This window comes from Pseudomonas sp. Irchel s3b5 (genome assembly GCF_900187435.1).
Lineage (GTDB): Bacteria > Pseudomonadota > Gammaproteobacteria > Pseudomonadales > Pseudomonadaceae > Aquipseudomonas.
Window position 1 is genome coordinate 40,559 of sequence record NZ_FYDY01000012.1, and the last position, 24,398, is coordinate 64,956.

The window sequence follows — 24,398 nt, forward strand, 5'->3', positions numbered from 1 at the left end:
TGGATTCGGGGCTCAGAGGCGTTCGATGATGGTGGCAATGCCCATGCCGCCGCCGACACACAACGTCGCGAGGCCATAGCGCAGGCGCCGGGTTTCCAGCTCATCGAGCAACGTACCGAGGATGGCGCAACCGGTGGCGCCCAGCGGGTGGCCCATGGCGATGGAACCACCGTTGACGTTGACCTTGTCCGGGTCGACCGCCATGTCCTTGATGAACTTCAGCACCACCGAGGCGAAGGCCTCGTTGACTTCGAACAGGTCGATGTCTTCGACCCGCAGCCTGGCCTTGGCCAGTGCCTTGCGCGTGGCCGGTGCAGGACCGGTGAGCATGATGGTCGGATCGGTGCTGGTGACCGCCGTGGCGACGATTCGCGCCCGTGGCTGCAAGCCCAGCGCCCGGCCCTTGGCCTCGGAGCCGATCAGCATCAGTGCCGCGCCGTCGACGATCCCGGAGCTGTTGCCGGGGGTGTGGACGTGGTTGATCCGCTCGACATGGCTGTAGACCCGCAGCGCGGTGGCATCGAAGCCCATTTGCCCCATTATTTCAAAGCTCGGCTTGAGTTTGCCCAGGCCTTCGAGCGTCGAGTCGTCGCGGATGAATTCATCATGATCGAGCAGGATGATGCCGTTCTGGTCCTGCACCGGCACCAGTGATTTTTTGAACGAGCCATCAGCCCGTGCCCGCGCGGCCTTTTGCTGGGAATGCAGCGCGTAGGCATCGACGTCATGGCGACTGAAGCCTTCAAGCGTGGCAATCAGGTCGGCGCCCACCCCTTGTGGGGTGAAATGGCTGTGCAGGTTGGTGGCCGGGTCCAGCGCCCACGCCCCGCCATCGCTGCCCATCGGCACCCGCGACATGGATTCGACGCCACCGACCACCACCAGGTCTTCGAAGCCGGAACGCACTTTCATCGCCCCCAGATTCACCGCTTCCAGGCCCGACGCGCAGAACCGGTTGATCTGCACCCCCGCCACGCTGACGTCCCAATCAGCCACCAGGGCCGCGGTCTTGGCAATGTCGGAACCCTGATCGCCGATCGGCGTCACGCAGCCGAGCACCACGTCATCGACCTGGCTGGTATCGAGGGCGGTCCGCTGTTGCAGGGCAGTGAGCAAACCGGCGACCAGGTTCACCGGTTTGACGCTGTGCAAGGCGCCGTCAGCCTTGCCTTTGCCACGGGGCGTGCGTAACGCGTCGAATATCAAAGCTTGGGTCATGACGTCCTCGAACCGCAGTGCAGGTGAGTAAATTCAGAATGCTCACTCTTGGCCCGAGCCGGGTTTGATTCAATGACCGCAGCGCTCACAGACGTTGACGCTCACGCTCAGACGAACGGTAGTCGGCTATCGGATTAACCGTTTCAGGACGCCAAGCTGTCTAGCCAACGGGCGGCAAAGGAGCTGGCAATAGGCCTCATACCTTTTTTAGAGCAAATTCTGCGAACACCATATGAAATGGATCTAAACCAAGCGCGCCGCGGACTCTAAGGTGAACTTGTACGAAGTTGTCGTCGGGTTTTGCCGAGGCGCTCGTCGTTACAGGAAGTGCATCGTCCTGCCAATACGGAGCAATGCAGGCAGGCATCAGGAAATAACAATAAAGGCGGTCAAGCCATGTTCAAACAATCAAAAGTACGTCAAGCCGGGCTCATTCTTTTCGCCACTACGTTGTTGTTGATTCTGCCGAACCTGACCAAGGTGATCGGCTAGTCGTTCGTAACATTCGGCGCCACGGTTTTTTATATCGCCAAGATAAAAATGTAACTGGCTCGCTACCCGGGCCAGCATGGCTGTGCCAATCTTTGCGGCACTTCCATGACAGGGATGGCGATCCATTGAAAAAGCTTATTGCGTTGGGGGCCTTGCTGTTCGGCACGCCCCTGCTGGCCGCACAGCTGAATCTGGAGCTGGGCGCGAACAGTCGCACCTGGCAAACCGAGGCGCTGCTCAAGCATCCTCAAGTTCAAACCATCAACATCAGCAACGACGTTTCCTATAAACGGAACATGAGCTATCGCGCCGTGCCGGTGGCGGCGTTGCTGACTGGCATCAAGCCTGACGATCATCTGCAAGCGGTGGCGCTGGATGGCTTTGCCGCCGAGATGGCCGCCGCGCCGCTGCTCAATACCCAGGGTGCCCGGGCCTGGCTGGCGATTGAAGACCCGAAACAACCGTGGCCACCCATGGCCGAAGGCAAACACAGCGCCGGGCCGTTTTACCTGGTGTGGACCGATCCGCAGGCCGGCAACATCAGCCCGGAGCAATGGCCGTTCGAAGTCGCCAGCATCAAGCGCATGGCCCCGGTGGCGGAGCGCTTCCCTGCCCTGCTGCCCGATCCGGCGTTGAAGGCGGACGATCCGGTGAACAAGGGCTTTGCGCTGTTTCAGAAAAACTGCCTGGCCTGTCATCGATTGAACGGTGCCGGGGATGCGCAGTTCGGGCCGGACCTGAACATTCCGTACAACCCGACCGAGTATTTCGGCGCGGACTTCCTCAAGCGCTACATCCGTGATCCGCAGAGTCTGCGTCAGTGGCCGCAGGCGAAGATGCCCGGGTTCTCGACGCAGGTGTTGCCGGATGAGGACCTGGGGATGTTGGTGGGGTATTTGAAACACATGGCGGGGCGCAAAATCCAACCCTGACCAACCTCCCCCGCAGGCTGCGATCTTTTGATCTTTAGTATCAAAAGATCGCAGTCAGCGGCAGCGCCTACGAGGGTGACCTGTCAGGTTATTGCTGTTGCACGGAAATCACCGGCGCGGGCGTCGGTGACACCAGTACCTTGGCGTGCATCTGTTCGCAGCCACCGCCACGGCGCATGCCGCGGACCGGGCAGGCATCGAGGTAATCCAGGCCCACAGCGAGTTTCAGGTGACGTTCCGGCCGGGCCAGTTCGTTGGTCACGTCGAAGCTGTACCACGCGTCATCCAGCCAGGCTTCAGCCCAGGCGTGACTGGCCAGATGCTCGCAGTTCTCGCTGTACAAATACCCCGACACATAACGCGCCGGAATGCCCAGGCTGCGGGTGCAGGCCAGGAACGCATGGGTGTGGTCCTGACACACGCCCGAGCGCCCGGCGAAGGCCTGGGCCGCGCTGGTGTCGACCTCGGTGGAGCCCGGCGTATAGGTCATGTGCTGATTGAGCCCATGCATCAAATCGATCAGTGCCGTGCGATCGCGACGTTGCTTGCACTCCTTCTCGGCGAATGCGCGCAGGGCAGCATCGGCTTCGGTCAATCGGGTGAATCGCAGGAACGGCAGCGCGGACTGGCTCTCATGCTCGGCCTCGCTCAATTCATCGATATCAACCTGGCCCCGGGCCCCGATGATGATCGCCTCATGGGGTTCATCCATGGTCAGCACGTGCAGGATGTTGCCGAACGGATCGAGTTGCGCACGCACCGGGCGCGGCAAATCGAGCTGCCAGCTGAGCACATGCTGGCGCTCGCTGTCGTGGGGTGTCAGTCGCAGGTACTGGATGCTCGCCCGCACCTGATCCTCGTAGTGATAGGTGGTTTCGTGGCTAATGGAAAGTCTCATGCAGCCTCCAGGTAAGAACTGTGAATGGCGTTGCCCAACTGGCGCACCAGCGGGATGAACTCGGTCAGCCAGGCGTGCAGGCCTTCGTCAAGAATTTCGTTGATGCCGGTGTAGCGCAGCCGTGCGTCCATTTCCGCGGCCAGCCGTTGTGCGGGACGGCCATTGGCCCCTGGCAACTGGGCGAGGATCTGGTCGATTTCTTCAGTGCAGGCGCGCAGGGAGCGCGGCACGTCGGCCCGCAGCAACAGCAATTCGGCGACATGCCGAGCGCCTGGCGCGTCACGGTAAATTTCGGTGTATGCCTCGAATGACGACAAGGCCCGCAGCAGAGCGCTCCACTGGTAATACGCGTGAGCCGTGCCATCGCTGACCGCTTCCGCTTGATCACCGGCCATTTCGTAGCGGGCATCGAGCAGTCGCAGCGTGTTGTCGGCCCTTTCGATAAACGTCCCCAGGCGAATGAAACGGAACGCGTCGTTACGCATGATGGTGCCGTAGGACGCACCTCGGAACAGGTGGGAACGTTCCTTGATCCACTCGCAGAAACGGCTCATGCCGTAGCGGCTCAGCCCCTGTTGGGCGATGCCGCGAATCTCCAGCCAGGTCGCGTTGATGTTTTCCCACATGTCGGCAGTAATTCGCCCACGCACCGCATGGGCACTGGCCCGCGCCGCGCCGAGACAACTGTAGATGCTCGCCGGGTTGGCCGCATCCAGGGCGAAAAAATGCAGCAGCCGTTCGGCATGCAGTTCGCCGTGGCGTTCGAGGTAATCCTCCAGGGTGCCGGTAATCAGCAGCGGCATCGCCAGTTCGTGCAGACCGTTGCCACGGCCATCCTGTGGCATCAGCGACAGCGAATAACTGATATCGAGCATCCGTGCGAGGTTTTCCGCCCGCTCCAGGTAACGCGACATCCAATACAAATCCGAGGCAGTTCTACTTAACATGTCAGGCTTCCTTCATTCCTCGACCACCCAGGTGTCCTTGGTTCCGCCACCCTGGGATGAATTCACCACCAGGGAGCCTTCACGCAGCGCGACACGGGTCAAACCGCCGGGCACGACCCGGGTTTCACGGCCAGACAAGACAAACGGACGCAGGTCGATATGGCGCGGTGCGATGCCGTTTTCGACAAACGTCGGACAGGTCGACAACGACAACGTCGGTTGCGCGATATAGGCATGGGGTTTGGCGATGATGCGCGCACGGAACGCTTCGATTTCCGCCGCCGTCGCCGCAGGCCCCACCAACATTCCGTAACCGCCGGAGCCCTGGGTTTCCTTGACCACCAGTTCTGGCAGATTGGCCAGCACGTGGGAAAGCTCAGAGGGATTACGACACTGCCACGTGGGCACGTTCTTCAGGATCGGTTCTTCATCCAGATAGAAGCGGATCATGTCGGTGACGAACGGATACACCGATTTGTCGTCCGCCACGCCGGTGCCGATGGCATTGGCCAATACGACATTGCCGGAGCGGTAGGACGACAGCAGTCCCGGCACGCCGAGCATCGATTCCGGGTTGAACGCCAGTGGGTCGAGAAATGCATCGTCGAGGCGCCGGTAGATCACGTCGACAGCTTTCGGCCCGTCGGTGGTGCGCATGTAGACCTTGTCATCGCGCACGAACAAGTCCGCGCCTTCCACCAGTTCCACGCCCATTTCCCGCGCCAGAAACGCGTGCTCGAAGAACGCGCTGTTGAAGCGCCCCGGCGTCAGCACCACCACGTTCGGATTGTCGATAGGGCTGGAGCTTTTCAGGGTGTCGAGCAACAGATTCGGGTAGTGATCGATAGGGGCAATGCGTTGCGCCGCGAACAGCTCGGGGAACAGACGCATCATCATCTTGCGGTCTTCGAGCATGTAGCTGACGCCGCTGGGCGTGCGCAGATTGTCTTCGAGCACGTAATACGTGCCGTCGCCGTCACGGACCAGATCGACGCCGGAAATGTGCGAGTAAATATCGCGGTGCAGATCCAGCCCCTGCATCGCCAATTGATACTGCTCGTTGGCCAGCACTTGCTCGGCCGGAATGATGCCGGCCTTGATGATGCGTTGCTCGTGGTAGAGGTCGGCGAGGAACATGTTCAACGCCTTGACCCGTTGAATGCAGCCACGTTCGACCACCCGCCATTCGCTGGCGGGAATGCTGCGGGGGATGGTGTCGAAGGGAATCAGGCGCTCTGTCCCCTGCTCGTCCCCATAGAGCGTGAATGTAATCCCGGCGCGATGAAATAACAGATCGGCCTCGCGTCGCCGTTGTGCCAGAAGCTCGTCAGGCGTCTCGGCAAGCCAACGGGCAAACTCCCGATAATGCGGGCGGACCTGGCCGCCGGCATCGTACATCTCATCAAAATAGGTGCGGATCATGCCGTACTCCTTGTCACCCGGACATGCAGGCCTTCGCAAGGCCCGTGCCATCGGCAGAAACGCTTTGATATCAATCGGTTGGATAATCACAACGCATGCACCGCACCAATCCTGTGCGGTAATTACCCCAACCCGATCGCCCCCGCTCCATTACAAGGCGTGATGAACGCCTACGACCAGCATAGTCGGTAGGAGCCGGCTTGCTGGCGATGGGGGCCTATGAGTCATGTGCTGCACTTCAAAGACGCCTTCGCTGGCAAGCCAGCTCCTACGAAAAGCCGGAGAGTCGTGGCCTCATGATCGACGGCAAAAACGAAAACGGCCAACCCGAAGGTCAGCCGTCATTTGCTGGTTGTCACTGTTCATAATTTTATGCGAGTCGCCCTCGTACCTCCTGTTTCACACCCCAGCCTTCAATAATGCCCCCTAATGGCTCGACCACCGCTTCGAAACCCTGTTCGAAATCGCCGATGTCGTCGTAAGTGGCATACATGACTTTACTCAACTCCAACGCCCAGGCACCGTCGTCACGCACGCTGATCTGCGCATTCAGGGATTCACCACGATGAAAATGACCTGCCGCCCTGCGCGCCCGCTCCTCGTCCGGGAAAATGGCGTAGAACTCGATGGGATGAAACCGTGAAAAATCAAAACCGCCTTCTTTCATGCGGCGCAACACGCTGCTGCTGATGTCTTCTTGATAGGCTGTGCTCATGAAACGTCCTCCTCAAACGATGGATAGACTTTCCGTACTCCCAGCGCCCGCAACCGAACAGCGCGAGCGACGGCAACCGATGTGCCGACGGGAAACAAGCATGGAGCTGACAAGACCAGACCTTAGCGATCCGTTCGCTGATCTCGATTGCAGAGTAGCTTCAAGATAGAGCTGCTGCCAAGGTCTGGATGAGAATGCGACAGGAGATGTTCAGATTGGCGTAATGCCGAGGATTTGAATGCTGTTCTGGCTTTTGAGGCTTTTGACGCCTGCATCGGCGGTACGCCCTTCCAGATCGTTCAGATCCAGTTCGGCGGCGACAGGAAGGAAGCGTTCCTTGATGAGTTTGGCGGCCTGCTCGTTGTTCGGGCATTCCGCGCTCTCGAATACTTCGTCAACTTGTTCGCCGTGATCATCTACGAAGGTGACTTTCCACTTTTGCATTGGTGCCTCCTCGATAAAACCCATGGACGGGCTTACACCTATCTCGACCTTGTCAGCTGTCTAATGTTCCGCCGGATCTGCACCCATCGCAGATCTCTGTAGGAGCGAGCCTGCTCGCGAAAAACTTGAGAACGCCGCGTTAAATCAGACATCCCGCGTCATCGTTCACGTCCATCGCGAGCAGGCTCGCTCCTACAGGTCTACGTTTCAATCCATCAGTCGTTGCTTGGCTTGTTCACCGCTTGCAGCACGTACTGCGGCAGGGCGAAGGCGCCGATGTGGATTTCCGGGTTGTAGTAGCGGGTGACGATGCCGCTGCCGGCGAAGCGTTGTTGCAGGGTGTCGCGCGACAGTTTGCGATAAGCCGTGTCGGTTGCGCCCCAGGCGAAGGTCATCGCGCCGCCGATGTAGGTCGGTATGGCGGCCTGGTAGAAGTGCCAGTCGGGGAACAGGCTGCGCAGGCGACCGGCGGTAGTCTTCACTTCTTCGATCTGCATGAACGGTGTGCCGTTCTGCGTCACCAGGATGCCGCCCTCATTCAGGCAGCGGTGGCAGGCCTGGTAGAAATTTTCCGAGAACAACACTTCACCCGGGCCGATCGGGTCGGTGGAGTCGGAAATGATCACGTCGAATTTTTCGGTGGTGGTGGCGACGAAACGCATGCCGTCGTCGATCACCAGGTTCAGGCGTGGATCATCGAACGCACCCTTGGAATGGTTCGGCAGGAATTCCTTGCACATGTCGACCACGGTACCGTCGATCTCGACCATGGTGATGTGTTCGACGCTGCGGTGCTTGGCCACTTCGCGCAACATGCCGCCGTCACCGCCGCCGATGATCAGCACGCGTTTGGCTGCGCCATGGGCCAGGATCGGCACGTGGGTGAGCATTTCGTGGTAGATGAATTCGTCGGCTTCGGTGGTCTGGATCACGCCGTCCAGTGCCATCACGCGGCCCATGCGCGGGTTTTCGAAGATCACCAGGTGCTGGTGTTCGGTGCGCACTTCGTGCAGCAGTTTTTCCATGCGAAAACGCTGGCCGTAGCCTTCGTAGAGGGTTTCCAGGTAGTCGCTGGCGGGGATGTTGCTCATGGGAAGTGCTCCGATGAATGCGGGTGGCAACGGACGGTTACCCGCCCATGATGGCCAATCGATCGGCTCGATTGACCGGGAAAGGCGCGCATTCTACGTTGCGGAACATGACAGGTCGAACCTCTGTTGATCGGCTCGCCACAATCCTGTGGGAGCGAGGCTTGCCCGCGATAGGATCGCCTCGCTCTATCGGGCAGACCGCGTCGTGTGCATCGCGGGCAAGCCACGTTCCTACCGGTTCAGTGTCGCTTGTTCAGATTTTGACATTGCCCCGCGGTCCGGCAATGGCCCAGATGATCAACCCCAGCACCGGCAACAGCGCGATCAACAACACCCAGACGACTTTCATGCCGGTCCCGGTGCTGCTTTTGACCACATTGATGATGGCCCAGATGTCCAGGACGAAAATGATCAAGGCAACCAGATTGTTGAACGTTGAACCCATGGTGATGCTCCGAAAGAGTGATAAGCCCGCTTAGGATAGTCCGTCGTCGCGCAGGCATCCTTAATTTGACTTTGTTTTGCGATCAGACGTGGATGGCCACTTTCAGGGCTTCCAGCGACGGCGCGGCGGCGATGCCGACTTCGGCGCACAATTCCAGCACTCGCGGCACGTCGTTGCCGAAGACCAGCACCACTTGCAACTCGTCGTCCAGCAGCTGGCTGAAGTTCATCAGCGTGTAACCGCCGTTTTCCTTGTTCAGGCTGCTCATCTGCACCTGGATGCGATTGAGCGCGGTCAAGGCTTCGGTCTTGGCCAATTGCTTGGGTTTGATGTTGAAATCGATGCCAGGGCCGAACGAGGCAACGATCTGGGCGAACAGGTCCATGTAGGTGTCCGCCTGGAACAGCACGGTCTCCGGCAGGCTGCCGACGACGACCCATTCACCCAGCGGGATCGGGAAAGTCTCGTCGTAGTTGATGTCCGGATTGGCCGTCAGAAACGCCGCTGGATCGGCGTAGGCCTGAGCCGCTTCGTCGGCGACCTTGAGGATTTCGTCTTCGCCCATGCACCCGGAGCTGATTTTGCTGATGAGTTCGACGAGTGCGGTTTTCATGGGCGGATCCTGTAGCGAAGGGAATTTTGAGGGCGCGAAGGATACCGCAAGGATAGGTTCAAATGACCAAAAAGATCGCAGCCTGCGGCAGCTCCTACAGAGGGACACCCTCCCAATGTAGGAGCTGCCGCAGGCTGCGATCTTTTGAAACCAATCAACCCAGCAATTTTTCCAACTGAGCAACAGCATCGGAAGCACCCATGGTTCTGGCCGCGTCCAGTGCCGTGATGCCATTGGCATCCTTGGCTTTCGGGTCGGCGCCTTTGCTGATCAGGTAGTCGACCACTTCAACGCGGTTGAACATCGCTGCCATCATCAGCGCCGTGCGGCCATCGAAAGACGAACCTTCAACCTGCGCACCACCTTCGACCAAGGCCTTGATCACCGCGAGATCGCCCTTGAAGGCAGCACCGGCAATCGGGCTCTGGCCGTTGTCGTTGCGGATCTCCGGGTCGGCCTTGTGCTCCAGCAGGACTTTCACCGTGTCCACGTGGCCGTGGTAGGCGGCCAGCATCAGCAGGGTGTCACCCTTGTGATTGCGCAGGTTCGGCGGCAACCCCTTGCTCAGCAGCGCGGCCATCATTGCCGCATCACCTTCCCGTGCCTTGTTGAATACCTGTTCGGCAAATTCGGCAGCTTCTTCGGGGGTCATCTGGCGGCTTTTGTCTGACATCGGGCACTCCGTTTTCTGTCATTCGTAAAAGCCGACAGTTTCCCGAGCGCGTCCGACACTGTCACTTGTTTTTTCTCATGGGTCGCCATAGCCAGATTCAATAGCGGTACTTGCCGCTGTGAATGTCAGACAGCAACTGCTCGGTCACCTGCACGTAAGTCTGCGTCCCGGGCAGCCAGGCGTAGATCGGATCATCACCAGTCTTGCCCGGGTCGAAAGCTTCGTCCTTGAGACGGGTCTTCTGGTACTTGAAGGTTCCGGTGGTTTCCATTTTCACTTTCACCCGCAGGAACAGCGGCACGGCATAAGACGGCATTTGCTGTTGGGCGAAGGCCAGCAGTTCACTGAAATCCAGGGTCGCCAGGGATTCGGCGGGCGTGATCGCCGCCATGCCGGCCCGGCCATTGGTGTTGTGGATTTCCACGCCGTAAGCCACGGCCTCGGAAATATGCGGATGTTGCAGGAGGATGTTCTCGACCTCGGTGGTCGAGACGTTTTCGCCCTTCCAGCGATAGGTATCGCCCAGGCGATCGACAAACTGCGCGTGACCGAAACCGATGTTACGCAGCAAGTCACCGGTATTGAAGTAACGGTCACCCTTCTCGAACACATCATCAAGCACCACCTTGGCGGTCTTCTGCGGATCGGTGTAACCATCCAGCGGGGCCTTGTCGTCGATTTTCGCCAGCAACAAACCCTGCTCGCCCTTGGCGACTTTGCGCATCAGGCCCTTGGCATCACGGATTGGCGCCCCGCTGTCGTGGTCATACGCCACCAGTTCCCAGGACATCAGGGAAAAACCGATGGTGTTATCGAAATTCAGAATGTTGGTGAAGCCGATGTTGCCATCGCTGGCCGCGTAGAGCTCGCAAATGTGATTGACCGCAAACCGGGTCTTGAACGCGTTCCAGGCCCCGGGACGCAGGCCGTTGCCGATCATTTTCTTTACGCCGTGCCGGTTGTCCTCGGCGCTGGGTGGCTGGTCCACCAGATACCGGCACAATTCACCGACGTAGCCGATGGTGGTGGCCCGGTACTGACGCACGTCATTCCAGAACTGACTGGCGCTGAATTTTCGGCGGATGGCAAAACCGGAAGCGCCGCTGATGGCCGAACCCCAGCACACACACAGCCCAGTGGCGTGATACAGCGGCAAGGTGCAGTAGACGATGTCGTCCGGCTGCATATCCAGGGCGATCATCCCGAAGCTCGCGGAGCTGCGCATCCAGCGGCCATGCTTGAACACGCCGGCCTTGGGCAAGCCCGTGGTGCCCGAGGTGTAGATATAGAAACAAGGGTCGTCGAAGAAAATCTGCCGGCTGCTGAGCGGATTGTCGCTGGACGCGTCGAGGCTGGCGGTCATTAGATTGATGAAGCCTTCGGGGGCAATACCCGGTTGGCGAGAGGTATCCTTGTCGGCGACAAACCAGGTGCGTCTGGCTTCGATCGCCACCCGCTCACGGACCGCCGAATAGGCTGGGACCAATTCCTCGCCGATCACCATCGCCTTCGGCGCCACCAGGTTCAGACTGTGCACCAGGGTGTCGCGGGTCTGCGAGGTGTTGACCAGCGCACTGACCGCCCCGACCTTGGCCACGGCCAGAATGGTCACCAGCAGTTCCGGACGGTTTTCGATGAACACCGCCACCACATCGCCCTTGCCGATGCCTTGGCTGATCAGGTGATGGGCGATGCGATTGGCCCACTGGTTGACGTCGGTGTAGCTCAGCGTCACCGGGCCCTGCAGCAGGGCCGGGCCATCGGGGTTGCGCAACGTGGCCTGCTCGAAACTCCAGCCCAGACCGCACGACTGGGTCGGGTCCGTGACGTTTGCGACCTTCATGCCTTTCACCACCCGTGGGATGGCTTTGGCAATGGAAGGCAGCTTGCGGAGCATCATGCTCCAGGTAATCGTGTCCTTCGATGTACGGCTCATGCTAGCTCCCGTTCGATCTTTTTATTGTCGGGCAACGGTGATTGAACCCGAAAATACGTCAACGGTTCTTGAGCTGTACACGCGGTTTTTGAAATGTTTTGTATCTGCGACCTTGGTCCGCGACCTTGGTCCGCAAGTTGTTCCGCAATCCGCCTCTCATCGCGAACCCGGGCTTGCGCAATGGTTCCATCGAGTCGCCGAGCGACCTCGCAAAATGCAGGATGCACGATGGCCATTCATGCAGAATGCACGAAAGCAAAAATCACCACAAAAACCAAGTCATCGTTTTTTATAGGATTTTCTAAAAAACAAATGCTGGCACAATCACTGCAACCCTCTCCGCATGCTTGCCATTAAAAGCCAACGGAGCCGAAAGACATGAACCTGATCCAGGAAAAATTTTCGTCATTGTTCTCCAACTTCGAAGTCACCACCCAGAATCGGCCTGACGGCGGAATCCTGCTGACCCTGAGTGCTGAGGGCAAAGTGTTCAAACGCTCGATTTCCTATCAGCAATTGCACAATGGTGACCAACTGTCGTGGGTCATCAGCGCCATACGCCGTGATCTCGCGGAACAGGCCAGTGAGCTGCCGCAGATTTGCATGCTGCAAAGTCAGCAACGGTTTGCGCTGCCGACTTATCACTCGCTGTAAAAAACTGTAGGAGCGAGCTTGCTCGCGATAGCGGGGTGTCAATCAACATTGATGTTGAATGACAGATCGCAATCGCGAGCAAGCTTGCTCCTACAGGTTTTGTAGTGTTTAGAAGACAGCAGGATCTATCCGCGCAAAGCTGTCCACGGTGACATGTCCTGTTAGTTCCCCGCCCTCACGGGCCAGGCCGCACGTGGCCATCCCGGCTTCACGTGCAGCGTCCAGCTCTTGAACGATATCTGACAGAAACAGAATCTGCCCCGCCTCGACGTTGATCGCCTGCGTGATGTTGGCGTAGGACTGCGCCTCGCGCTTGGGTCCTGACGTGGTGTCGAAGTAGCCACTGAACAGCGGCGTCAAATCCCCCGCCTCCGAGCAGCCGAAGATCAGGCGTTGAGCCTGGATCGAACCGGACGAGTACACAAACAGTTGATAGCCGTCCTGATGCCAGCGCTTGAGCGCTTCAACGGCGTCCGGGTACACGTGGCCCTTCAATTGCCCGGCCTGGTATCCCTGCTCCCAGACCATTCCCTGCAACGCCTTCAATGGCGTGGCCTTGCGGTCCTCGGCGATCCAGCCCAGCAGGATCTCGATGACGCGCTCGACGTCAGCGTTCGGCTCCTGGCTGTCGCTGCGCACGGCAGTGAGTTGCGCGGCCACATCGGCACGCGCGGCGTTCTGGCGGACAAAGTCCGGCAGGTGTTTGGCGGCGTAGGGAAACAGCACGTCGAACACAAAACTCACCGCGCTGGTGGTGCCTTCGATGTCGGTGAGGATCGCTTTGATCGGCATCGACTCAGTCCTCCAGACGCGGGAATTGGTTGGCGATGTCTTCGCCGGTGAAATTGGCGACCCAGCCTTCCGGGTTGTTGAACAGGCGAATCGCGATGAAATGCGGATGCTCACCCATGTCGAACCAGTGCTTGGTACCGGCCGGCACCGAAATCAGGTCGTTTTTCTCGCAGAGCACGGCGTAGACATAATCGTCGATGTGCAGGGTAAACAAGCCACGCCCGGCGACGAAAAAGCGCACTTCGTCCTCGCCATGGCGGTGTTCGTTGAGGAACTTGGCGCGCAGTTCGACTTTTTGCGGGTGATCGCTGTTGAGGCTGATCACATCGACGGTGATGTAGCCGCGTTCGCTCATCAACTGGTCGATTTGCGTCTGATAGGCGGCGATCACTTCTTCCTGGCTGGCGCCCGGCTGGAGTTTCGCAGCGGCCTGCCAACGGTCGAAACGCACGCCCTGCTCGGCCAGGGTCGAGGCGATGTCTTCGAAATGGGTCAGCACCTTGTTGGGGATTTCAGGGCTGGAGACGTGATAGACGGACAGGCTGCTCATCAGGGCAACTCCTTAACGGTTCAAGCTTTAAAGAGCGAGCGCATTTTCAACTCGCACTCGAACAAAAATTCAAAGGCCTCGATCTGCCGCAGGGCATCGCTCATGCGTGCGCCCCAGGTGTAGAGGCCATGACCGCGAATCAGGTAACCGACGCAATCGGGATGGGCGTCGAGCCAAGGCTGCACCTTGGCGGCCAGGCGTGCAATGTCCTGGTCGTTGTCGAAAATCGGCACCCGCACCCGGGATTCGTGGGTCGTCACACCGCTGAAGGCCTTTTGCAGTTCATAGTCTTCGAACTCGATGAAGTCTTGCGGCGTCAGGCGCGACAGCACCGTGGCGTTCACCGAATGGGTGTGCAGCACGGCACCGATTTCCGCCCGCCAGCTATAGAGCTGGGTGTGCAGCAGGGTTTCGGCGGACGGTTTCTTGCCCGGCTCCAGGCTGTTGCCCGAGAGGTCGGTGGCCAGCACATCGTCCTGGCCCAACTGGCCTTTGTGCTTGCCGGATACAGTCAGCAAGGCTTCGGTCGGTGACAGTCGGGTCGAATAATTGCTACTGGTGGCCGGCGACCAGCCGCGGCCATACAGAAAACGCCCGGCGTCGATGATTTCCTGGGCGAGGTGTTCACGGGTAAGGCTCATGGCCTGTCCTCTTGCATACATGTGGCAATGATAACGGCAGCCGCGACAGCGGCGAGGCTGGCAATACTAAAGGTCAATGCGGCGCCGAGCGTGTTCCAGCTATAGCCGGAATACAAAGCGCCCAATGCGCCGCCGGTGCCGGCCAATGCGGCGTACAACGCCTGGCCTTGCCCTTGCTGGCGCGCACCGAAGCTACGTTGCACGAATGAAATGGCAGCGGCGTGAAAGCTGCCGAAAGTCGCCGCGTGCAATACCTGGGCAAACAGCAACACCCACAAAAATTCAGCCAACGACCCGAGCAGCAACCAGCGCAGCGCCGCCAGCAGAAAACTCGCCATCAGCACCCGGCGCAGGGAGAACCGCGCGAGGATCTTGCTCATGGCCAAAAACATCAGGACTTCGGCGACCACGCCGACCGCCCAGAGCATGCCGATCACGCCACGGCTGTAACCCAATCGCTCAAGGTGCAGGGTCAAAAATGTGTAATACGGCCCGTGGCTCATCTGCATCAGCGCCACACAGCCGTAAAACGCCAACACGCCGGGGTTGCGCAATTGTCTGAGAAAGCCCTCCCCCGCCACCCGATTGCCCGGCGCCGGTTGCGCGTTCGGTACCCACAGGCTGCTGAGCACGATGCCAGCCATGATCAGCGCCAGCGCCGCCGGGTAGATGTCCAGGCTCAGCCATTCGAACAACCGGCCCAGCGCCACCACGGTGATGATGAAACCGATCGAGCCCCACAAGCGAATCTGGCTGTAGCGCGAGGTCTGGCCCTGCAAATGCGCCAGGGTAATGACTTCGAACTGCGGCAACACCGCGTGCCAGAAAAAGGCGTGCAAAGCCATGACCATCGCCAGCCAGGCGTAGGACTTGCTGACGAAAATCAGCGAGAACGTCAGCAGCGTGCACACCGCGCCGAAACGCACGATGGCCAGCCGCCGCCCGGTGTAGTCGCCCAGCCAGCCCCAGATGTTCGGCGCCACGCAGCGCATCAGCATCGGGATCGCCACCAGTTCGCCGATGCGCGCGGCGCTGAAACCCAGGTGATCGAAGTACAGCGCCAGAAACGGCGCCGTCGAACCGAGCAAGGCGAAATAGAACAGATAGAAACTGGAGAGCCGCCAGTACGGCAGCGCCGCTGTCGTCATCAGACAGCAGCGGCTTTGAGGTCAGCCATTAAAGCTGACCCAGCACCGGCGTGCTCACCCGCACATCGGCGTTCTGCCCACGGTGACGCAGCAGGTGGTCCATCAGCACGATGGCCATCATCGCTTCGGCAATCGGCGTGGCACGGATGCCGACACACGGGTCATGGCGACCCTTGGTGATGACCTCGACCGGGTTGCCATGGATGTCGATGGAGCGGCCCGGCGTGGTGATGCTCGAGGTTGGCTTCAACGCCAGGTGAGCGACGATTGGCTGACCGGAGGAAATACCGCCGAGAATGCCGCCAGCATTGTTGCTGAGGAAACCTTCCGGGGTCATTTCGTCACGATGTTCGGTGCCGCGCTGGGCGACGCTGGCGAAACCGGCGCCGATCTCAACGCCCTTGACCGCGTTGATGCTCATCAGCGCATGGGCCAGCTCCGCGTCGAGGCGGTCGAAAATCGGCTCGCCGAGGCCCGGCATCACACCTTCGGCCACCACGGTGATTTTCGCGCCGACCGAATCCTGGTCGCGACGCAGCTGGTCCATATAGGCCTCCAGCTCAGGCACTTTGTCCGGGTCCGGGCTGAAGAACGCGTTCTCTTCCACCGAATCCCAGGTCTTGAACGGGATTTCGATCGGTCCGAGCTGGCTCATGTAGCCGCGAATGACGATGCCCTGGCTGGCCAGGTACTTCTTCGCAATCGCACCGGCCGCCACGCGCATCGCGGTTTCACGGGCCGAACTGCGGCCGCCGCCGCGATAATCGCGCTCGCCGTATTTGTGATGGTAGGTGTAGTCGGCGTGGGCCGGGCGGAACAGATCCTTGATCGCCGAGTAGTCCTTGGACTTCTGGTCGGTGTTGCGGATCAGCAGGCCAATGGCGCAACCGGTGGTACGACCTTCGAACACACCCGAGAGGATTTCGACTTCGTCGGCTTCCTGGCGCTGGGTGGTGTGGCGGCTGGTGCCGGGCTTGCGGCGATCCAGGTCGCGCTGCAGATCCTCAAGGGAGATCTCCAGGCCCGGCGGACAGCCATCGACAATGGCGACCAACGCCGGACCATGGCTTTCGCCCGCGGTGGTGACAGTGAATAGCTTGCCGTAGGTATTGCCGGACATGCAGGACGCTCCGTGAAATGAACCTGAATACGTAATGCGCGCCAGTATACGCAGGCAACCCAAGTAGTTCATCCTCGAACCTTATGGGTGCCTGCGAGTCCAACCGGCACCTTGATCATGATGGCGTGATGATGCTGCGAGTTATAGCCTTGAGCCTTACCCTGATTTCCGGCTTCGCCCAGGCGACAGTCCTGCAACGACCGATCACATTGGATACCGGCGCAGGTGAGCTTTTCGGCTCGCTGTTGCTGCCCAAGTCCGACAACCCGGTACCGGTTGTCCTGCTGATTTCCGGCTCCGGTCCTACGGATCGCGACGGAAACAACACCGACGGCGGACGCAACGACAGTCTCAAACGGCTGGCCTGGGTGCTGGCCAAACACAACATTGCCAGCGTGCGTTATGACAAACGCGGCGTCGCGGCGAGCCTGGCGGCGACCCCGGACGAACGTAACCTGTCAATCGAAGCCTATGTGGCCGACGCCGAAGCCTGGGGGCGCAAGCTCAAATCCGATCCGCGCTTCGGCCAGTTGATTCTGCTCGGGCACAGCGAAGGGGCCTTGATCGCCAGCCTCGCTGCGCCGAGCGTCGATGCGGCGGGGGTGATTTCCTTGTCCGGCAGCGCCCGCCCCGTCGATGAGGTCATTCGTCAGCAGTTGAGCAATCGCCTGCCGCCCCCGCTGATGTTGCGCAGCAATGAATTGCTCGACAGCCTCAAAGCCGGGAAAACCGACCAAAACGTCCCGCCGCAGCTACAAGTGATTTTCCGTCCGAGCGTGCAGCCCTACCTGATTTCATTGTTCCGCCAGGACCCGGCCGCCGCGTTCTCCAAGCTGAAAATGCCGGCGCTGATCATTCAGGGCAGCAACGACATCCAGGTCGGCGTCAATGACGCACGGCTGCTCAAGGCGGCAAAAACGGATGCCGAACTGGTGGTGATCGAAGGCATGAACCACGTCCTGCGGATCGTACCCAACGACGTCAAACGTCAACTGGCCTCTTACAAAGATCCGAATTTGCCACTGGCGGCGGAGCTCGGCACCCGGATCATCGGATTTATTGACGGACTTCGCTCCAGTTAAGCGCTTTTTGCCCTCCAGTCCTGGGAAAAACGGCCGATAAGTCTTTGTCGCCAGCACACACGCTGGCGACAAGCAGAGCTTGGACAGGACTCGCCGCTATGACTGATACCCAGACCTCACCCGACACCCCCGCTGAAAAAGACGCACCGCCAGCGGTCGAGCTGCCCTGGGCGGATGTTCAGGCCGAGCACCACAAGATGCTCCGTCTCGCGCCCCTGCAGACCGATCGCAACACCGGCGGACGGCCTTTGCGCTTTGTCGAATTCGGCTACGCCGAGCGCAACGACAAGGAACGCAGCCTGATGCGCATGAGCATCAACCTGCCCGGCCAGCGTGTGCGCAAGGAACAGAATCATCTGGACGTCTGGGTCGATCACGTGGAAAAACGCGTGCATTTCGGGCCGGACACCGGTCTGCAGATTGAACCGATGAACCGCGGCATCGGCCGATTCATGGCGGCCCAAGGCATTGTTTGGGCGAAGAAGCGCTGGTCCGGCTACACCGTTGACGGCTCCGACCTGAACAACAAGGATGCGTTGAACGAAGACACGCGCCTGCGCCGCGATCACTTTTTGCGTGTGCACGGTTTCGACGTGGTCTACGCCGACGCCCAGCATTTGAAGGGCAGCGTCAAGGACGTGAAGGTCGGCGACCTGCTGACGGACTGGAACAGCGAAAAACTGCAGGTCGTGGAAATTCTCGAGGCGGCGCAGATGCTCCAGCAAGCCGAGCAGAACCTGGCCGAGCAGGAAGTCAAACTCAAGAAGCACGAAGAGAAAGTCAGCAAGTACAAGCGCGAAGACGCCGGACTGCGCTTCACCATTACCTGCCTGGTGGCGTTTGCGGTGTTTCAGGCCGGGTTGCTGATCTGGATCGCCACGCACCGATAACCGGTGTTGATCGTTCCCGCTCAGTGCTTGCGCAACCACTCGATGAACAGCGCAAACAGCTCCGACTGAGAGCCGACCTCCAGCTTCAGGTACAGGTTCTTGCGGTGCATGCGCACGGTTTCCGGCGAGATGTTCAATTGGCTCGCCGTGGACTTCACCGAGTGCCCGCGAAGGACCATGTGCGCCACTTCCCGCTCGCGCTCGGTCAGCAAATCACAACCAAACTGCTCGAACGCCGCCTGCACCCGGTGTTTGATATCGCCGCCCTCCCCGATTGCCTGTTGGCCTTGCAGCGCCTCGTTGCGCTGTAAGCCCCGACGCCCGAACTCGCTCACGAATTCGCGCACCAAGGGCTCGACCGCCCGCAGCAGATTCAATTGCTCGGCCCGCAGGATTTCCCCACCGAAGCCCTGGAACAGACTGACCGAGATCTGGCTGTCATGGCCGGTGTCGACCAGGTAGAAACTGTCTTCGGAGCTGCCGGCCTTCAGGTAGTAAGTCTTGTAGTACTCACTGTCGAAAAAGTTGTCCGGGGCGATTTCTTCCAGGTGGTAGAACCCTTGCGCCAGACCCTGCTCGACCGCCAGGCAGAACGGATCGAGCAAGTAGCCCCCGGTAAAATAACGGTCGATGATCGAGTCGCGGTACTGCTCGGCAATGCCGCGCTGATACAGCAATTGCGGCGGCCGATCCTTGTGCTCAAGGCTGATCATCACCGATTCGATGCCCACCAGATGCCCGAACGCCGACGCCAGGTGGCGCAGGGCGTCGGGTTCATCGATGTGGGCGAAGGCTTCGCGCATGTCGCCGTGCCAGCGGTGCAAGGCGCCAAAGGTCAGGGCTACCAACGTATCGTCTTGTGCTTTGCTCATGCCCCGCAGTCTAGCGGGTGAGCCGGCCCTTGGTAACCGTGCGCCGGGCAAAGTCATTGCCCGCCATACTGACCGCTGGCCTGAAGCTCGGCCGCCACTTCCAGGATGCACTGGCGCAGGGTCTCGACGATTTCATCGACCTGGACAAACGTCAAAATCAGCGGCGGCGACATCACGTTGAGGTGCAGAATCGGCCGCACCAGCAAGCCCCGGGCCTGCGCCCTCACGTGAATTTTCTCGCCGATGTTGATCTCGTCGGCAAACAGCGCCTTGGTGCGTTTATCGGCGACGAACTCTACGCAGGCCATGAGTTTCTTGCAGCGCACGTCACCCACCAGCGGCAGGTCCCGCAGGGTCGCCAGGCGTTCTTCGAGGTAGGCGCCAACGGTGTCGACATGGGCCAGCAGGTTTTCCCGCTCGATGATTTCAATGTTCTTCAGCGCCGCCGTGCAGCACACCGGATGGCCGCTGTAGGTGAAACCGTGGGTGAAGCAGCGGCCCTTGCCCGGTTCGGCGATGACTTTCCAGATGCGGTCGGAAAAGATGCAGGCGCCCAGCGGCAGGTAAGCCGAGGTCAGGCCCTTGGCCGTGGTGATGATGTCGGGCTGCACGTCGAACACATCATAAGAGGCAAAGAATTTGCCCAGGCGTCCGAACGAGGTCACCACTTCGTCGGCGACGAACAGAATGTCGTAGCGCTGGCAGACGTCCCACATGCGCTTGAGATAACCCTGGGGCGGAATGATCACCCCGCCCGAGCCCATGATCGGTTCGGCGAAGAAACCGGCGACCTTGTCCGCGCCAATCGAGAGGATCTTGTCTTCGAACTCCTTGACCAGGAATTCGAGAAACTGCGCCTCGTCCATGCCGTCCGGGGCGCGGTACGGATTCGGGTTGGAGACGTGGTGGATCAACGGGTTGGCGTAATCGAACTCCGGCACCCGGTCGGCGGCCTTGTTGCCGATCGACATGGTCAGCGTGGTCGAGCCGTGATAGGCGTTGAAGCGCGCGATGATGTGCTTCTTTTCCGGTTTGCCGCGGCAGTTCTGGTAGTACTGGATCAGCCGGTAGGCGGTGTCCACCGCGGTGGAGCCGCCGGTGGTGAGGAACACATGATCGAGGTCACCGGGGGCCAGGCTGGCGAGTTTCTCGCACAACTGGATCGCCACGTTGTTCGACATGTCGGAAAACGGATTCGAGTAGGCCAGTTGCCGCACCTGATCAGCGATGGCCTCGGCCATTTCCTCGCGGCCCAGCCCGATGTTGGTGCACCACATCCCGCCCACGGCATCGAGAAAGCGGTTGCCCTGGCTGTCATAGATGTAGGCGCCGTCGCCAGCGACGATGTTCAGCGAGCCTTGTTCGGCGTGCTCGTCGAACACGTGGTAGCCGTGCATGTGATGAGCCTTGTCGGCCTTGACCAGCCGGGACTCGTCCGCCGGCGAAAGAACGGTGCGTGTTGGCGTCGCCATAAGTAAACCTCTAACCGAATTGACTAACGATCGAACAAATCAGATCCCGCTTTTTACCGTGCTCCAGACCCGGGTCATGGCGCGCATGTCCTTGGCGTCCTGGGTTTTCTGCGGAAACAGGCGTTCGCGGGTTTGCGCATCGGGGTAAATGGCCGGGTTGTTGCGCACGTCGGCATTCAACAAGGGCGTGGCTGCCGCGTTGCTGTTGGCGTAATTGATGTAGTCACTGACGTCGGCCATCACCTGCGGCTGCATCAGGTATTCCAGAAACTTGTGAGCGTTGGCGACGTGGGGCGCGTCGGCCGGGATGTACAGGTTGTCGAACCAGATCAGCGAGCCTTCCTTGGGAATGAAGTACGCAAGGTCGATCTTTTTCTTCGCTTCTGCGGCGCGGGCCATGGCGGTGGCGTAGTCGCCGGACCAGGTCATGGCCATGCACACATCGCCATTGGGCAGGCTGGTCAGGTAATTGACCGAGTCGAATTTGCGGATGAACGGCCTGACCGACAGCAGCAGCGCCTGCGCGGCTTTGAGATCCGCCGGGGCGGCGCTGCCCGGATCACGTCCCAGATACTTCAGGGCCATGGGAATGACTTCGGTCGGCGCATCAAGCAAGGTCACGCCACAATCGGCGAAGCGCGAGATGATCTTCGGATCGAAAATCATCGCCAGCGAGCCGATCGGCGCGTCCGGCATGCGTTCCTTGATTTTGTCGACGTTGTAAGTGACGCCGTTACTGCCCCAGGTGTACGGCGCAGAGTACGTGGTGCCCGGATCGAACCCCTGCAAATCCTCCAGGACTTTCGGGTCCAGGTTGGTCCAGCCCGGCAGCTGTTTCTTGTCCAGCGGCTGGAACACCTTGGACTTGATTAACGGAGGCGCGAGGGACGCGTTCAACACAATCAAGTCATAGCCGGAGTGGCCGGTCAGCAACTTGGCCTGCACCGTTTCGTACGCATCAAAGGTGTCGTAGATGACTTTGATGCCGGTGGCCTTCTCAAAATCCGCCAGGGTATTTTCACCAATGTAATCCGCCCAGTTGTACAGCCGCAGCGTATTGGCGTCGTTCACCTCGGCGGCGTAGGCGTTGAGGGTCAGCGGTACAACAAACAGACTGGAAATCACCTTAAGCAGTGTCTTGCCCATAGCAAATGCACCTTATCAAGCGAGTTCGGCTCTGGATGAGCGGATGTGCTCACTATTGGTGGATTCGCTGGGCGGCACCATACCCCGAATGGGTGTGTGCACTGTTTTGTGCAGCGGCATGGCAAAAAGCGGCAGTGCAGTTGACCCGTTTAGCCATAGATCCCGGCTTTGCCGGGCGCTTAAAGTGGCGGCCTGATTCGACCACCCTGGGCATTCGATGACTGACCTGATCAAACACGAGCAATGTGACGGCGTTCTGACGCTGACGCTTGACCGTCCCGACAAGCTCAATGCGCTGAACAACGCCATGTACACGCAGCTGGCCGATCTGTTGCTGGCCGCTGACGAGGACGAGCTGACGGGTGTGATCATCCTCACCGGTGGCCCGAGCTGTTTTACCAGTGGCAATGACCTGGTGGATTTTCTCCAGCATCCGCCGACGCATCTGGACAGCCCGGCGTTCCGTCTGATGAAGGTGGTCACCCGTCTGCAAAAACCGCTGATTGCCGCGGTGTGCGGGGCGGCCGTCGGTATCGGCACTACACTGCTGCTGCATTGCGATCAGGTGTTGGTCACCCGTAACGCCAAACTGCGCATGCCATTCGTCAACCTGGGCCTGTGCCCTGAATTCGGCGCCAGCCTGCTGCTGCCCCGTCGACTCGGCCACGCCCGCGCCGCACGTCTGCTGTTGCTGGGCGATAGCCTTGATGGCAACGAAGCGGCGGCACTGGGCCTGGCCAATGAGGCCTTCGACGACGGCGTACAATGCCTGGCGGCGGCGACAAAAATTGCCCAACGCTTTCTGGCGATGCCCCAGCAAGCCTTGCGCCAATCGCGACAACTGATGAAACAGGCGTCCCTGGAAGAACTGGAAGCCACCCTGCGCGAAGAAAACCTGCTGTTTATCGCGCGCCTGAATACCGATGAGGCCAAAACGGCCTTGAACGCCTTGCTCAATCGCAGCACAGAAAAGCATTCACCGAGAGGAAACCAGCCATGAACACCCCGGAAATCTACGTCGTCAGCGCCGCCCGTACCGCCATCGGTACTTTCGGTGGTTCGCTCAAGGACGTGCCACTGGCCGACCTGGCAACCACGGCTGTAAAAGCCGCCCTGCAAAAGGCTGCCGTGGACCCGGCGCTCGTTGGCCATCTGGTGATGGGCAATGTGATCGCGACCGAAACCCGCGACGCCTACATATCCCGCGTTGCCGCGATGAACGCCGGCATCCCGAAAGAAACCCCGGCCTACAACGTCAACCGCCTCTGCGGTTCGGGCCTGCAAGCCATCATTAACGCCGCGCAGACGCTGATGCTCGGCGATGCCGACATCGTCGTCGGCGCCGGTGCCGAATCCATGAGCCGTGGCCCGTACCTGATGCCGGCCGCCCGTTGGGGTTCGCGCATGGGTAACGCCCAGGTCATCGACTACATGCTCGGCATCCTGCATGACCCGTTCCATGGCATCCACATGGGCATCACTGCCGAAAACGTCGCAGCACGCAACGGCATCACCCGCGAAATGCAGGACGCCCTGGCGTTTGAAGATCAGCAACGTGCGGCCCACGCGATTGCCAACGGCTACTTCAGCGAGCAGATCGCGACCGTGGAAATCCAGGATCGCAAAGGCGTCAAACTGTTCAACGTCGACGAGCACCCACGCGCCACGTCCCTGGAACAACTGGCGGGCATGAAGCCTGCGTTCAAGAAGGACGGCTCGGTCACCGCCGGCAACGCTTCGGGTCTGAACGACGGCGCCGCCGCGCTGGTCATGGCCACCGGTGCTGCGGTTCAGGGCAACAACCTGAAACCACTCGCTCGTCTGGTCAGCTACGCCCACGCGGGCGTTGAGCCTGAGCTGATGGGCCTGGGCCCGATCCCGGCCACCCGCCTGGCGCTCAAGCGCGCCGGTCTGACCGTCGCCGACCTGGACGTGATCGAAGCCAACATCGCCTTCGCCGCCCAGGCCTGCGCCGTCAGCCAGGAACTGGACCTCGACCCGGCCAAGGTCAACCCGAACGGTTCGGGCATCGCCCTGGGCCACCCGGTCGGCGCAACCGGCGCGATCATCGCCACCAAAGCCATCCACGAACTGCATCGCACTGGCGGCCGTTACGCGCTGGTGACCATGTGCATCGGTGGCGGCCAAGGCATCGCCGCGATTTTCGAACGCGTTTAACCCATCAGGTTAACGCGAACCTTGTGG

Annotated in this window: 25 protein-coding genes; 6 read left to right on the forward strand and 19 right to left on the reverse strand. The window is 60.1% G+C overall.

What is annotated here, in order from left to right; all coding sequences use genetic code 11:
• Window positions 1–12: 12 nt before the first annotated feature.
• Window positions 13–1,218, reverse strand: coding sequence for an acetyl-CoA C-acetyltransferase (locus CKW15_RS14930; protein ID WP_095059121.1), 1,206 nt, complete (start codon window positions 1,216–1,218; stop codon window positions 13–15).
• Window positions 1,219–1,835: 617 nt separating this feature from the next.
• Between CKW15_RS14930 and CKW15_RS14935 the strand changes: the two genes are divergently transcribed.
• Window positions 1,836–2,642 carry a cytochrome c gene (locus CKW15_RS14935; RefSeq protein WP_256580350.1) on the forward strand — a complete coding sequence of 269 codons (807 nt, stop codon included), beginning with the start codon at window positions 1,836–1,838 and terminating at the stop codon, window positions 2,640–2,642.
• An 88-nt stretch (window positions 2,643–2,730) separates the two neighbouring features.
• On the opposite strand, the gene CKW15_RS14940 is transcribed toward CKW15_RS14935, so the two are convergent.
• The 10 genes from CKW15_RS14940 to CKW15_RS14985 form a co-directional block, all read right to left on the reverse strand.
• Window positions 2,731–3,540, reverse strand: a complete 810-nt coding sequence (locus CKW15_RS14940) for a transglutaminase family protein (RefSeq protein ID WP_095059119.1) — start codon at window positions 3,538–3,540, stop codon at window positions 2,731–2,733.
• A complete protein-coding gene (locus CKW15_RS14945) occupies window positions 3,537–4,487 on the reverse strand; it encodes an alpha-E domain-containing protein (protein ID WP_095059118.1) in 951 nt (316 codons plus the stop codon). Before CKW15_RS14945 ends, CKW15_RS14940 begins: the two co-directional genes overlap by 4 nt.
• Window positions 4,488–4,499: 12 nt before the next feature.
• On the reverse strand, window positions 4,500–5,909 hold the full coding sequence (locus CKW15_RS14950; protein ID WP_095059117.1) for a circularly permuted type 2 ATP-grasp protein: 1,410 nt from the start codon (window positions 5,907–5,909) through the stop codon (window positions 4,500–4,502).
• 370 nt (window positions 5,910–6,279) lie between these two features.
• Window positions 6,280–6,624: a ribonuclease E inhibitor RraB gene (locus tag CKW15_RS14955; protein WP_053157306.1), complete on the reverse strand. Its 345-nt coding sequence runs from the start codon at window positions 6,622–6,624 to the stop codon at window positions 6,280–6,282.
• A 210-nt stretch (window positions 6,625–6,834) separates the two neighbouring features.
• Window positions 6,835–7,068 carry a hypothetical protein gene (locus CKW15_RS14960; protein ID WP_095059116.1) on the reverse strand — a complete coding sequence of 78 codons (234 nt, stop codon included), beginning with the start codon at window positions 7,066–7,068 and terminating at the stop codon, window positions 6,835–6,837.
• Window positions 7,069–7,283: 215 nt separating this feature from the next.
• Window positions 7,284–8,159: a polyamine aminopropyltransferase gene (gene speE, locus CKW15_RS14965; protein WP_095059115.1), complete on the reverse strand. Its 876-nt coding sequence runs from the start codon at window positions 8,157–8,159 to the stop codon at window positions 7,284–7,286.
• Window positions 8,160–8,412: 253 nt separating this feature from the next.
• Entirely contained in the window at window positions 8,413–8,604 is a 192-nt protein-coding gene (locus CKW15_RS14970; RefSeq protein ID WP_095059114.1) for a PLDc N-terminal domain-containing protein, read from the reverse strand.
• 82 nt (window positions 8,605–8,686) lie between these two features.
• Window positions 8,687–9,217, reverse strand: a complete 531-nt coding sequence (locus CKW15_RS14975) for a hypothetical protein (RefSeq protein ID WP_095059113.1) — start codon at window positions 9,215–9,217, stop codon at window positions 8,687–8,689.
• A 154-nt stretch (window positions 9,218–9,371) separates the two neighbouring features.
• Window positions 9,372–9,890 carry an ankyrin repeat domain-containing protein gene (locus CKW15_RS14980; protein ID WP_095059112.1) on the reverse strand — a complete coding sequence of 173 codons (519 nt, stop codon included), beginning with the start codon at window positions 9,888–9,890 and terminating at the stop codon, window positions 9,372–9,374.
• 97 nt (window positions 9,891–9,987) lie between these two features.
• Complete coding sequence (locus CKW15_RS14985) at window positions 9,988–11,826, reverse strand: long-chain-acyl-CoA synthetase (RefSeq protein WP_095059111.1); 1,839 nt, start codon at window positions 11,824–11,826, stop codon at window positions 9,988–9,990.
• A 378-nt stretch (window positions 11,827–12,204) separates the two neighbouring features.
• Between CKW15_RS14985 and CKW15_RS14990 the strand changes: the two genes are divergently transcribed.
• Entirely contained in the window at window positions 12,205–12,480 is a 276-nt protein-coding gene (locus tag CKW15_RS14990) for a DUF3509 domain-containing protein (protein WP_095059110.1), read from the forward strand.
• Window positions 12,481–12,588: 108 nt separating this feature from the next.
• On the opposite strand, the gene mtnC is transcribed toward CKW15_RS14990, so the two are convergent.
• The 5 genes from mtnC to aroC are packed head-to-tail and all read right to left on the reverse strand — an operon-like array spanning window position 12,589 to window position 16,731.
• A complete protein-coding gene (gene mtnC, locus CKW15_RS14995) occupies window positions 12,589–13,272 on the reverse strand; it encodes an acireductone synthase (protein WP_095152352.1) in 684 nt (227 codons plus the stop codon).
• A 4-nt stretch (window positions 13,273–13,276) separates the two neighbouring features.
• On the reverse strand, window positions 13,277–13,822 hold the full coding sequence (locus CKW15_RS15000; protein ID WP_095152353.1) for an acireductone dioxygenase: 546 nt from the start codon (window positions 13,820–13,822) through the stop codon (window positions 13,277–13,279).
• Window positions 13,823–13,842: 20 nt separating this feature from the next.
• The gene (locus CKW15_RS15005; protein ID WP_095059107.1) at window positions 13,843–14,463 is read right to left on the reverse strand and encodes a methylthioribulose 1-phosphate dehydratase; all 621 of its coding nucleotides are present in this window, start codon (window positions 14,461–14,463) and stop codon (window positions 13,843–13,845) included.
• Window positions 14,460–15,611 (reverse strand): MFS transporter, encoded by a 1,152-nt coding sequence (locus tag CKW15_RS15010; protein WP_095059106.1) that lies wholly within the window; start codon window positions 15,609–15,611, stop codon window positions 14,460–14,462. The genes CKW15_RS15005 and CKW15_RS15010 overlap by 4 nt, the downstream gene beginning before the upstream one ends.
• A 28-nt stretch (window positions 15,612–15,639) precedes the next feature.
• A complete protein-coding gene (gene aroC / locus CKW15_RS15015; RefSeq protein WP_095059105.1) occupies window positions 15,640–16,731 on the reverse strand; it encodes a chorismate synthase in 1,092 nt (363 codons plus the stop codon).
• 83 nt (window positions 16,732–16,814) lie between these two features.
• Between aroC and CKW15_RS15020 the strand changes: the two genes are divergently transcribed.
• Complete coding sequence (locus CKW15_RS15020) at window positions 16,815–17,813, forward strand: alpha/beta hydrolase (protein ID WP_095059104.1); 999 nt, start codon at window positions 16,815–16,817, stop codon at window positions 17,811–17,813.
• A gap of 98 nt (window positions 17,814–17,911) precedes the next feature.
• A complete protein-coding gene (locus tag CKW15_RS15025; RefSeq protein WP_095059103.1) occupies window positions 17,912–18,703 on the forward strand; it encodes a hypothetical protein in 792 nt (263 codons plus the stop codon).
• A gap of 20 nt (window positions 18,704–18,723) precedes the next feature.
• On the opposite strand, the gene CKW15_RS15030 is transcribed toward CKW15_RS15025, so the two are convergent.
• Genes CKW15_RS15030 through CKW15_RS15040 form a run of 3 tightly spaced genes read right to left on the reverse strand, consistent with a single transcriptional unit; the run spans window position 18,724 to window position 22,193 of the window.
• Window positions 18,724–19,575: a helix-turn-helix transcriptional regulator gene (locus CKW15_RS15030; RefSeq protein WP_095059102.1), complete on the reverse strand. Its 852-nt coding sequence runs from the start codon at window positions 19,573–19,575 to the stop codon at window positions 18,724–18,726.
• 53 nt (window positions 19,576–19,628) lie between these two features.
• Window positions 19,629–21,047, reverse strand: coding sequence for an aminotransferase (locus CKW15_RS15035; protein ID WP_095059101.1), 1,419 nt, complete (start codon window positions 21,045–21,047; stop codon window positions 19,629–19,631).
• A 39-nt stretch (window positions 21,048–21,086) separates the two neighbouring features.
• Window positions 21,087–22,193: a polyamine ABC transporter substrate-binding protein gene (locus tag CKW15_RS15040; RefSeq protein ID WP_095059100.1), complete on the reverse strand. Its 1,107-nt coding sequence runs from the start codon at window positions 22,191–22,193 to the stop codon at window positions 21,087–21,089.
• Window positions 22,194–22,410: 217 nt separating this feature from the next.
• Between CKW15_RS15040 and CKW15_RS15045 the strand changes: the two genes are divergently transcribed.
• Both CKW15_RS15045 and CKW15_RS15050 read left to right on the forward strand, forming a co-directional pair.
• Complete coding sequence (locus CKW15_RS15045) at window positions 22,411–23,193, forward strand: enoyl-CoA hydratase-related protein (RefSeq protein ID WP_095059099.1); 783 nt, start codon at window positions 22,411–22,413, stop codon at window positions 23,191–23,193.
• Window positions 23,190–24,371 (forward strand): acetyl-CoA C-acyltransferase family protein, encoded by a 1,182-nt coding sequence (locus tag CKW15_RS15050; RefSeq protein WP_095059098.1) that lies wholly within the window; start codon window positions 23,190–23,192, stop codon window positions 24,369–24,371. Before CKW15_RS15045 ends, CKW15_RS15050 begins: the two co-directional genes overlap by 4 nt.
• Window positions 24,372–24,398: the final 27 nt, after the last annotated feature.

Coding starts and splice junctions, on each gene's coding strand:
- CKW15_RS14930 (WP_095059121.1), bottom strand. CDS start 1,218: ATGACCCAAGCTTTGATATTCGACGCGTTACGCACGCCCCGTGGCAAA.
- CKW15_RS14940 (WP_095059119.1), bottom strand. CDS start 3,540: ATGAGACTTTCCATTAGCCACGAAACCACCTATCACTACGAGGATCAG.
- CKW15_RS14945 (WP_095059118.1), bottom strand. CDS start 4,487: ATGTTAAGTAGAACTGCCTCGGATTTGTATTGGATGTCGCGTTACCTG.
- CKW15_RS14950 (WP_095059117.1), bottom strand. CDS start 5,909: ATGATCCGCACCTATTTTGATGAGATGTACGATGCCGGCGGCCAGGTC.
- CKW15_RS14955 (WP_053157306.1), bottom strand. CDS start 6,624: ATGAGCACAGCCTATCAAGAAGACATCAGCAGCAGCGTGTTGCGCCGC.
- CKW15_RS14960 (WP_095059116.1), bottom strand. CDS start 7,068: ATGCAAAAGTGGAAAGTCACCTTCGTAGATGATCACGGCGAACAAGTT.
- speE (WP_095059115.1), bottom strand. CDS start 8,159: ATGAGCAACATCCCCGCCAGCGACTACCTGGAAACCCTCTACGAAGGC.
- CKW15_RS14970 (WP_095059114.1), bottom strand. CDS start 8,604: ATGGGTTCAACGTTCAACAATCTGGTTGCCTTGATCATTTTCGTCCTG.
- CKW15_RS14975 (WP_095059113.1), bottom strand. CDS start 9,217: ATGAAAACCGCACTCGTCGAACTCATCAGCAAAATCAGCTCCGGGTGC.
- CKW15_RS14980 (WP_095059112.1), bottom strand. CDS start 9,890: ATGTCAGACAAAAGCCGCCAGATGACCCCCGAAGAAGCTGCCGAATTT.
- CKW15_RS14985 (WP_095059111.1), bottom strand. CDS start 11,826: ATGAGCCGTACATCGAAGGACACGATTACCTGGAGCATGATGCTCCGC.
- CKW15_RS14990 (WP_095059110.1), top strand. CDS start 12,205: ATGAACCTGATCCAGGAAAAATTTTCGTCATTGTTCTCCAACTTCGAA.
- mtnC (WP_095152352.1), bottom strand. CDS start 13,272: ATGCCGATCAAAGCGATCCTCACCGACATCGAAGGCACCACCAGCGCG.
- CKW15_RS15000 (WP_095152353.1), bottom strand. CDS start 13,822: ATGAGCAGCCTGTCCGTCTATCACGTCTCCAGCCCTGAAATCCCCAAC.
- CKW15_RS15005 (WP_095059107.1), bottom strand. CDS start 14,463: ATGAGCCTTACCCGTGAACACCTCGCCCAGGAAATCATCGACGCCGGG.
- CKW15_RS15010 (WP_095059106.1), bottom strand. CDS start 15,611: ATGACGACAGCGGCGCTGCCGTACTGGCGGCTCTCCAGTTTCTATCTG.
- aroC (WP_095059105.1), bottom strand. CDS start 16,731: ATGTCCGGCAATACCTACGGCAAGCTATTCACTGTCACCACCGCGGGC.
- CKW15_RS15020 (WP_095059104.1), top strand. CDS start 16,815: ATGGGTGCCTGCGAGTCCAACCGGCACCTTGATCATGATGGCGTGATG.
- CKW15_RS15025 (WP_095059103.1), top strand. CDS start 17,912: ATGACTGATACCCAGACCTCACCCGACACCCCCGCTGAAAAAGACGCA.
- CKW15_RS15030 (WP_095059102.1), bottom strand. CDS start 19,575: ATGAGCAAAGCACAAGACGATACGTTGGTAGCCCTGACCTTTGGCGCC.
- CKW15_RS15035 (WP_095059101.1), bottom strand. CDS start 21,047: ATGGCGACGCCAACACGCACCGTTCTTTCGCCGGCGGACGAGTCCCGG.
- CKW15_RS15040 (WP_095059100.1), bottom strand. CDS start 22,193: ATGGGCAAGACACTGCTTAAGGTGATTTCCAGTCTGTTTGTTGTACCG.
- CKW15_RS15045 (WP_095059099.1), top strand. CDS start 22,411: ATGACTGACCTGATCAAACACGAGCAATGTGACGGCGTTCTGACGCTG.
- CKW15_RS15050 (WP_095059098.1), top strand. CDS start 23,190: ATGAACACCCCGGAAATCTACGTCGTCAGCGCCGCCCGTACCGCCATC.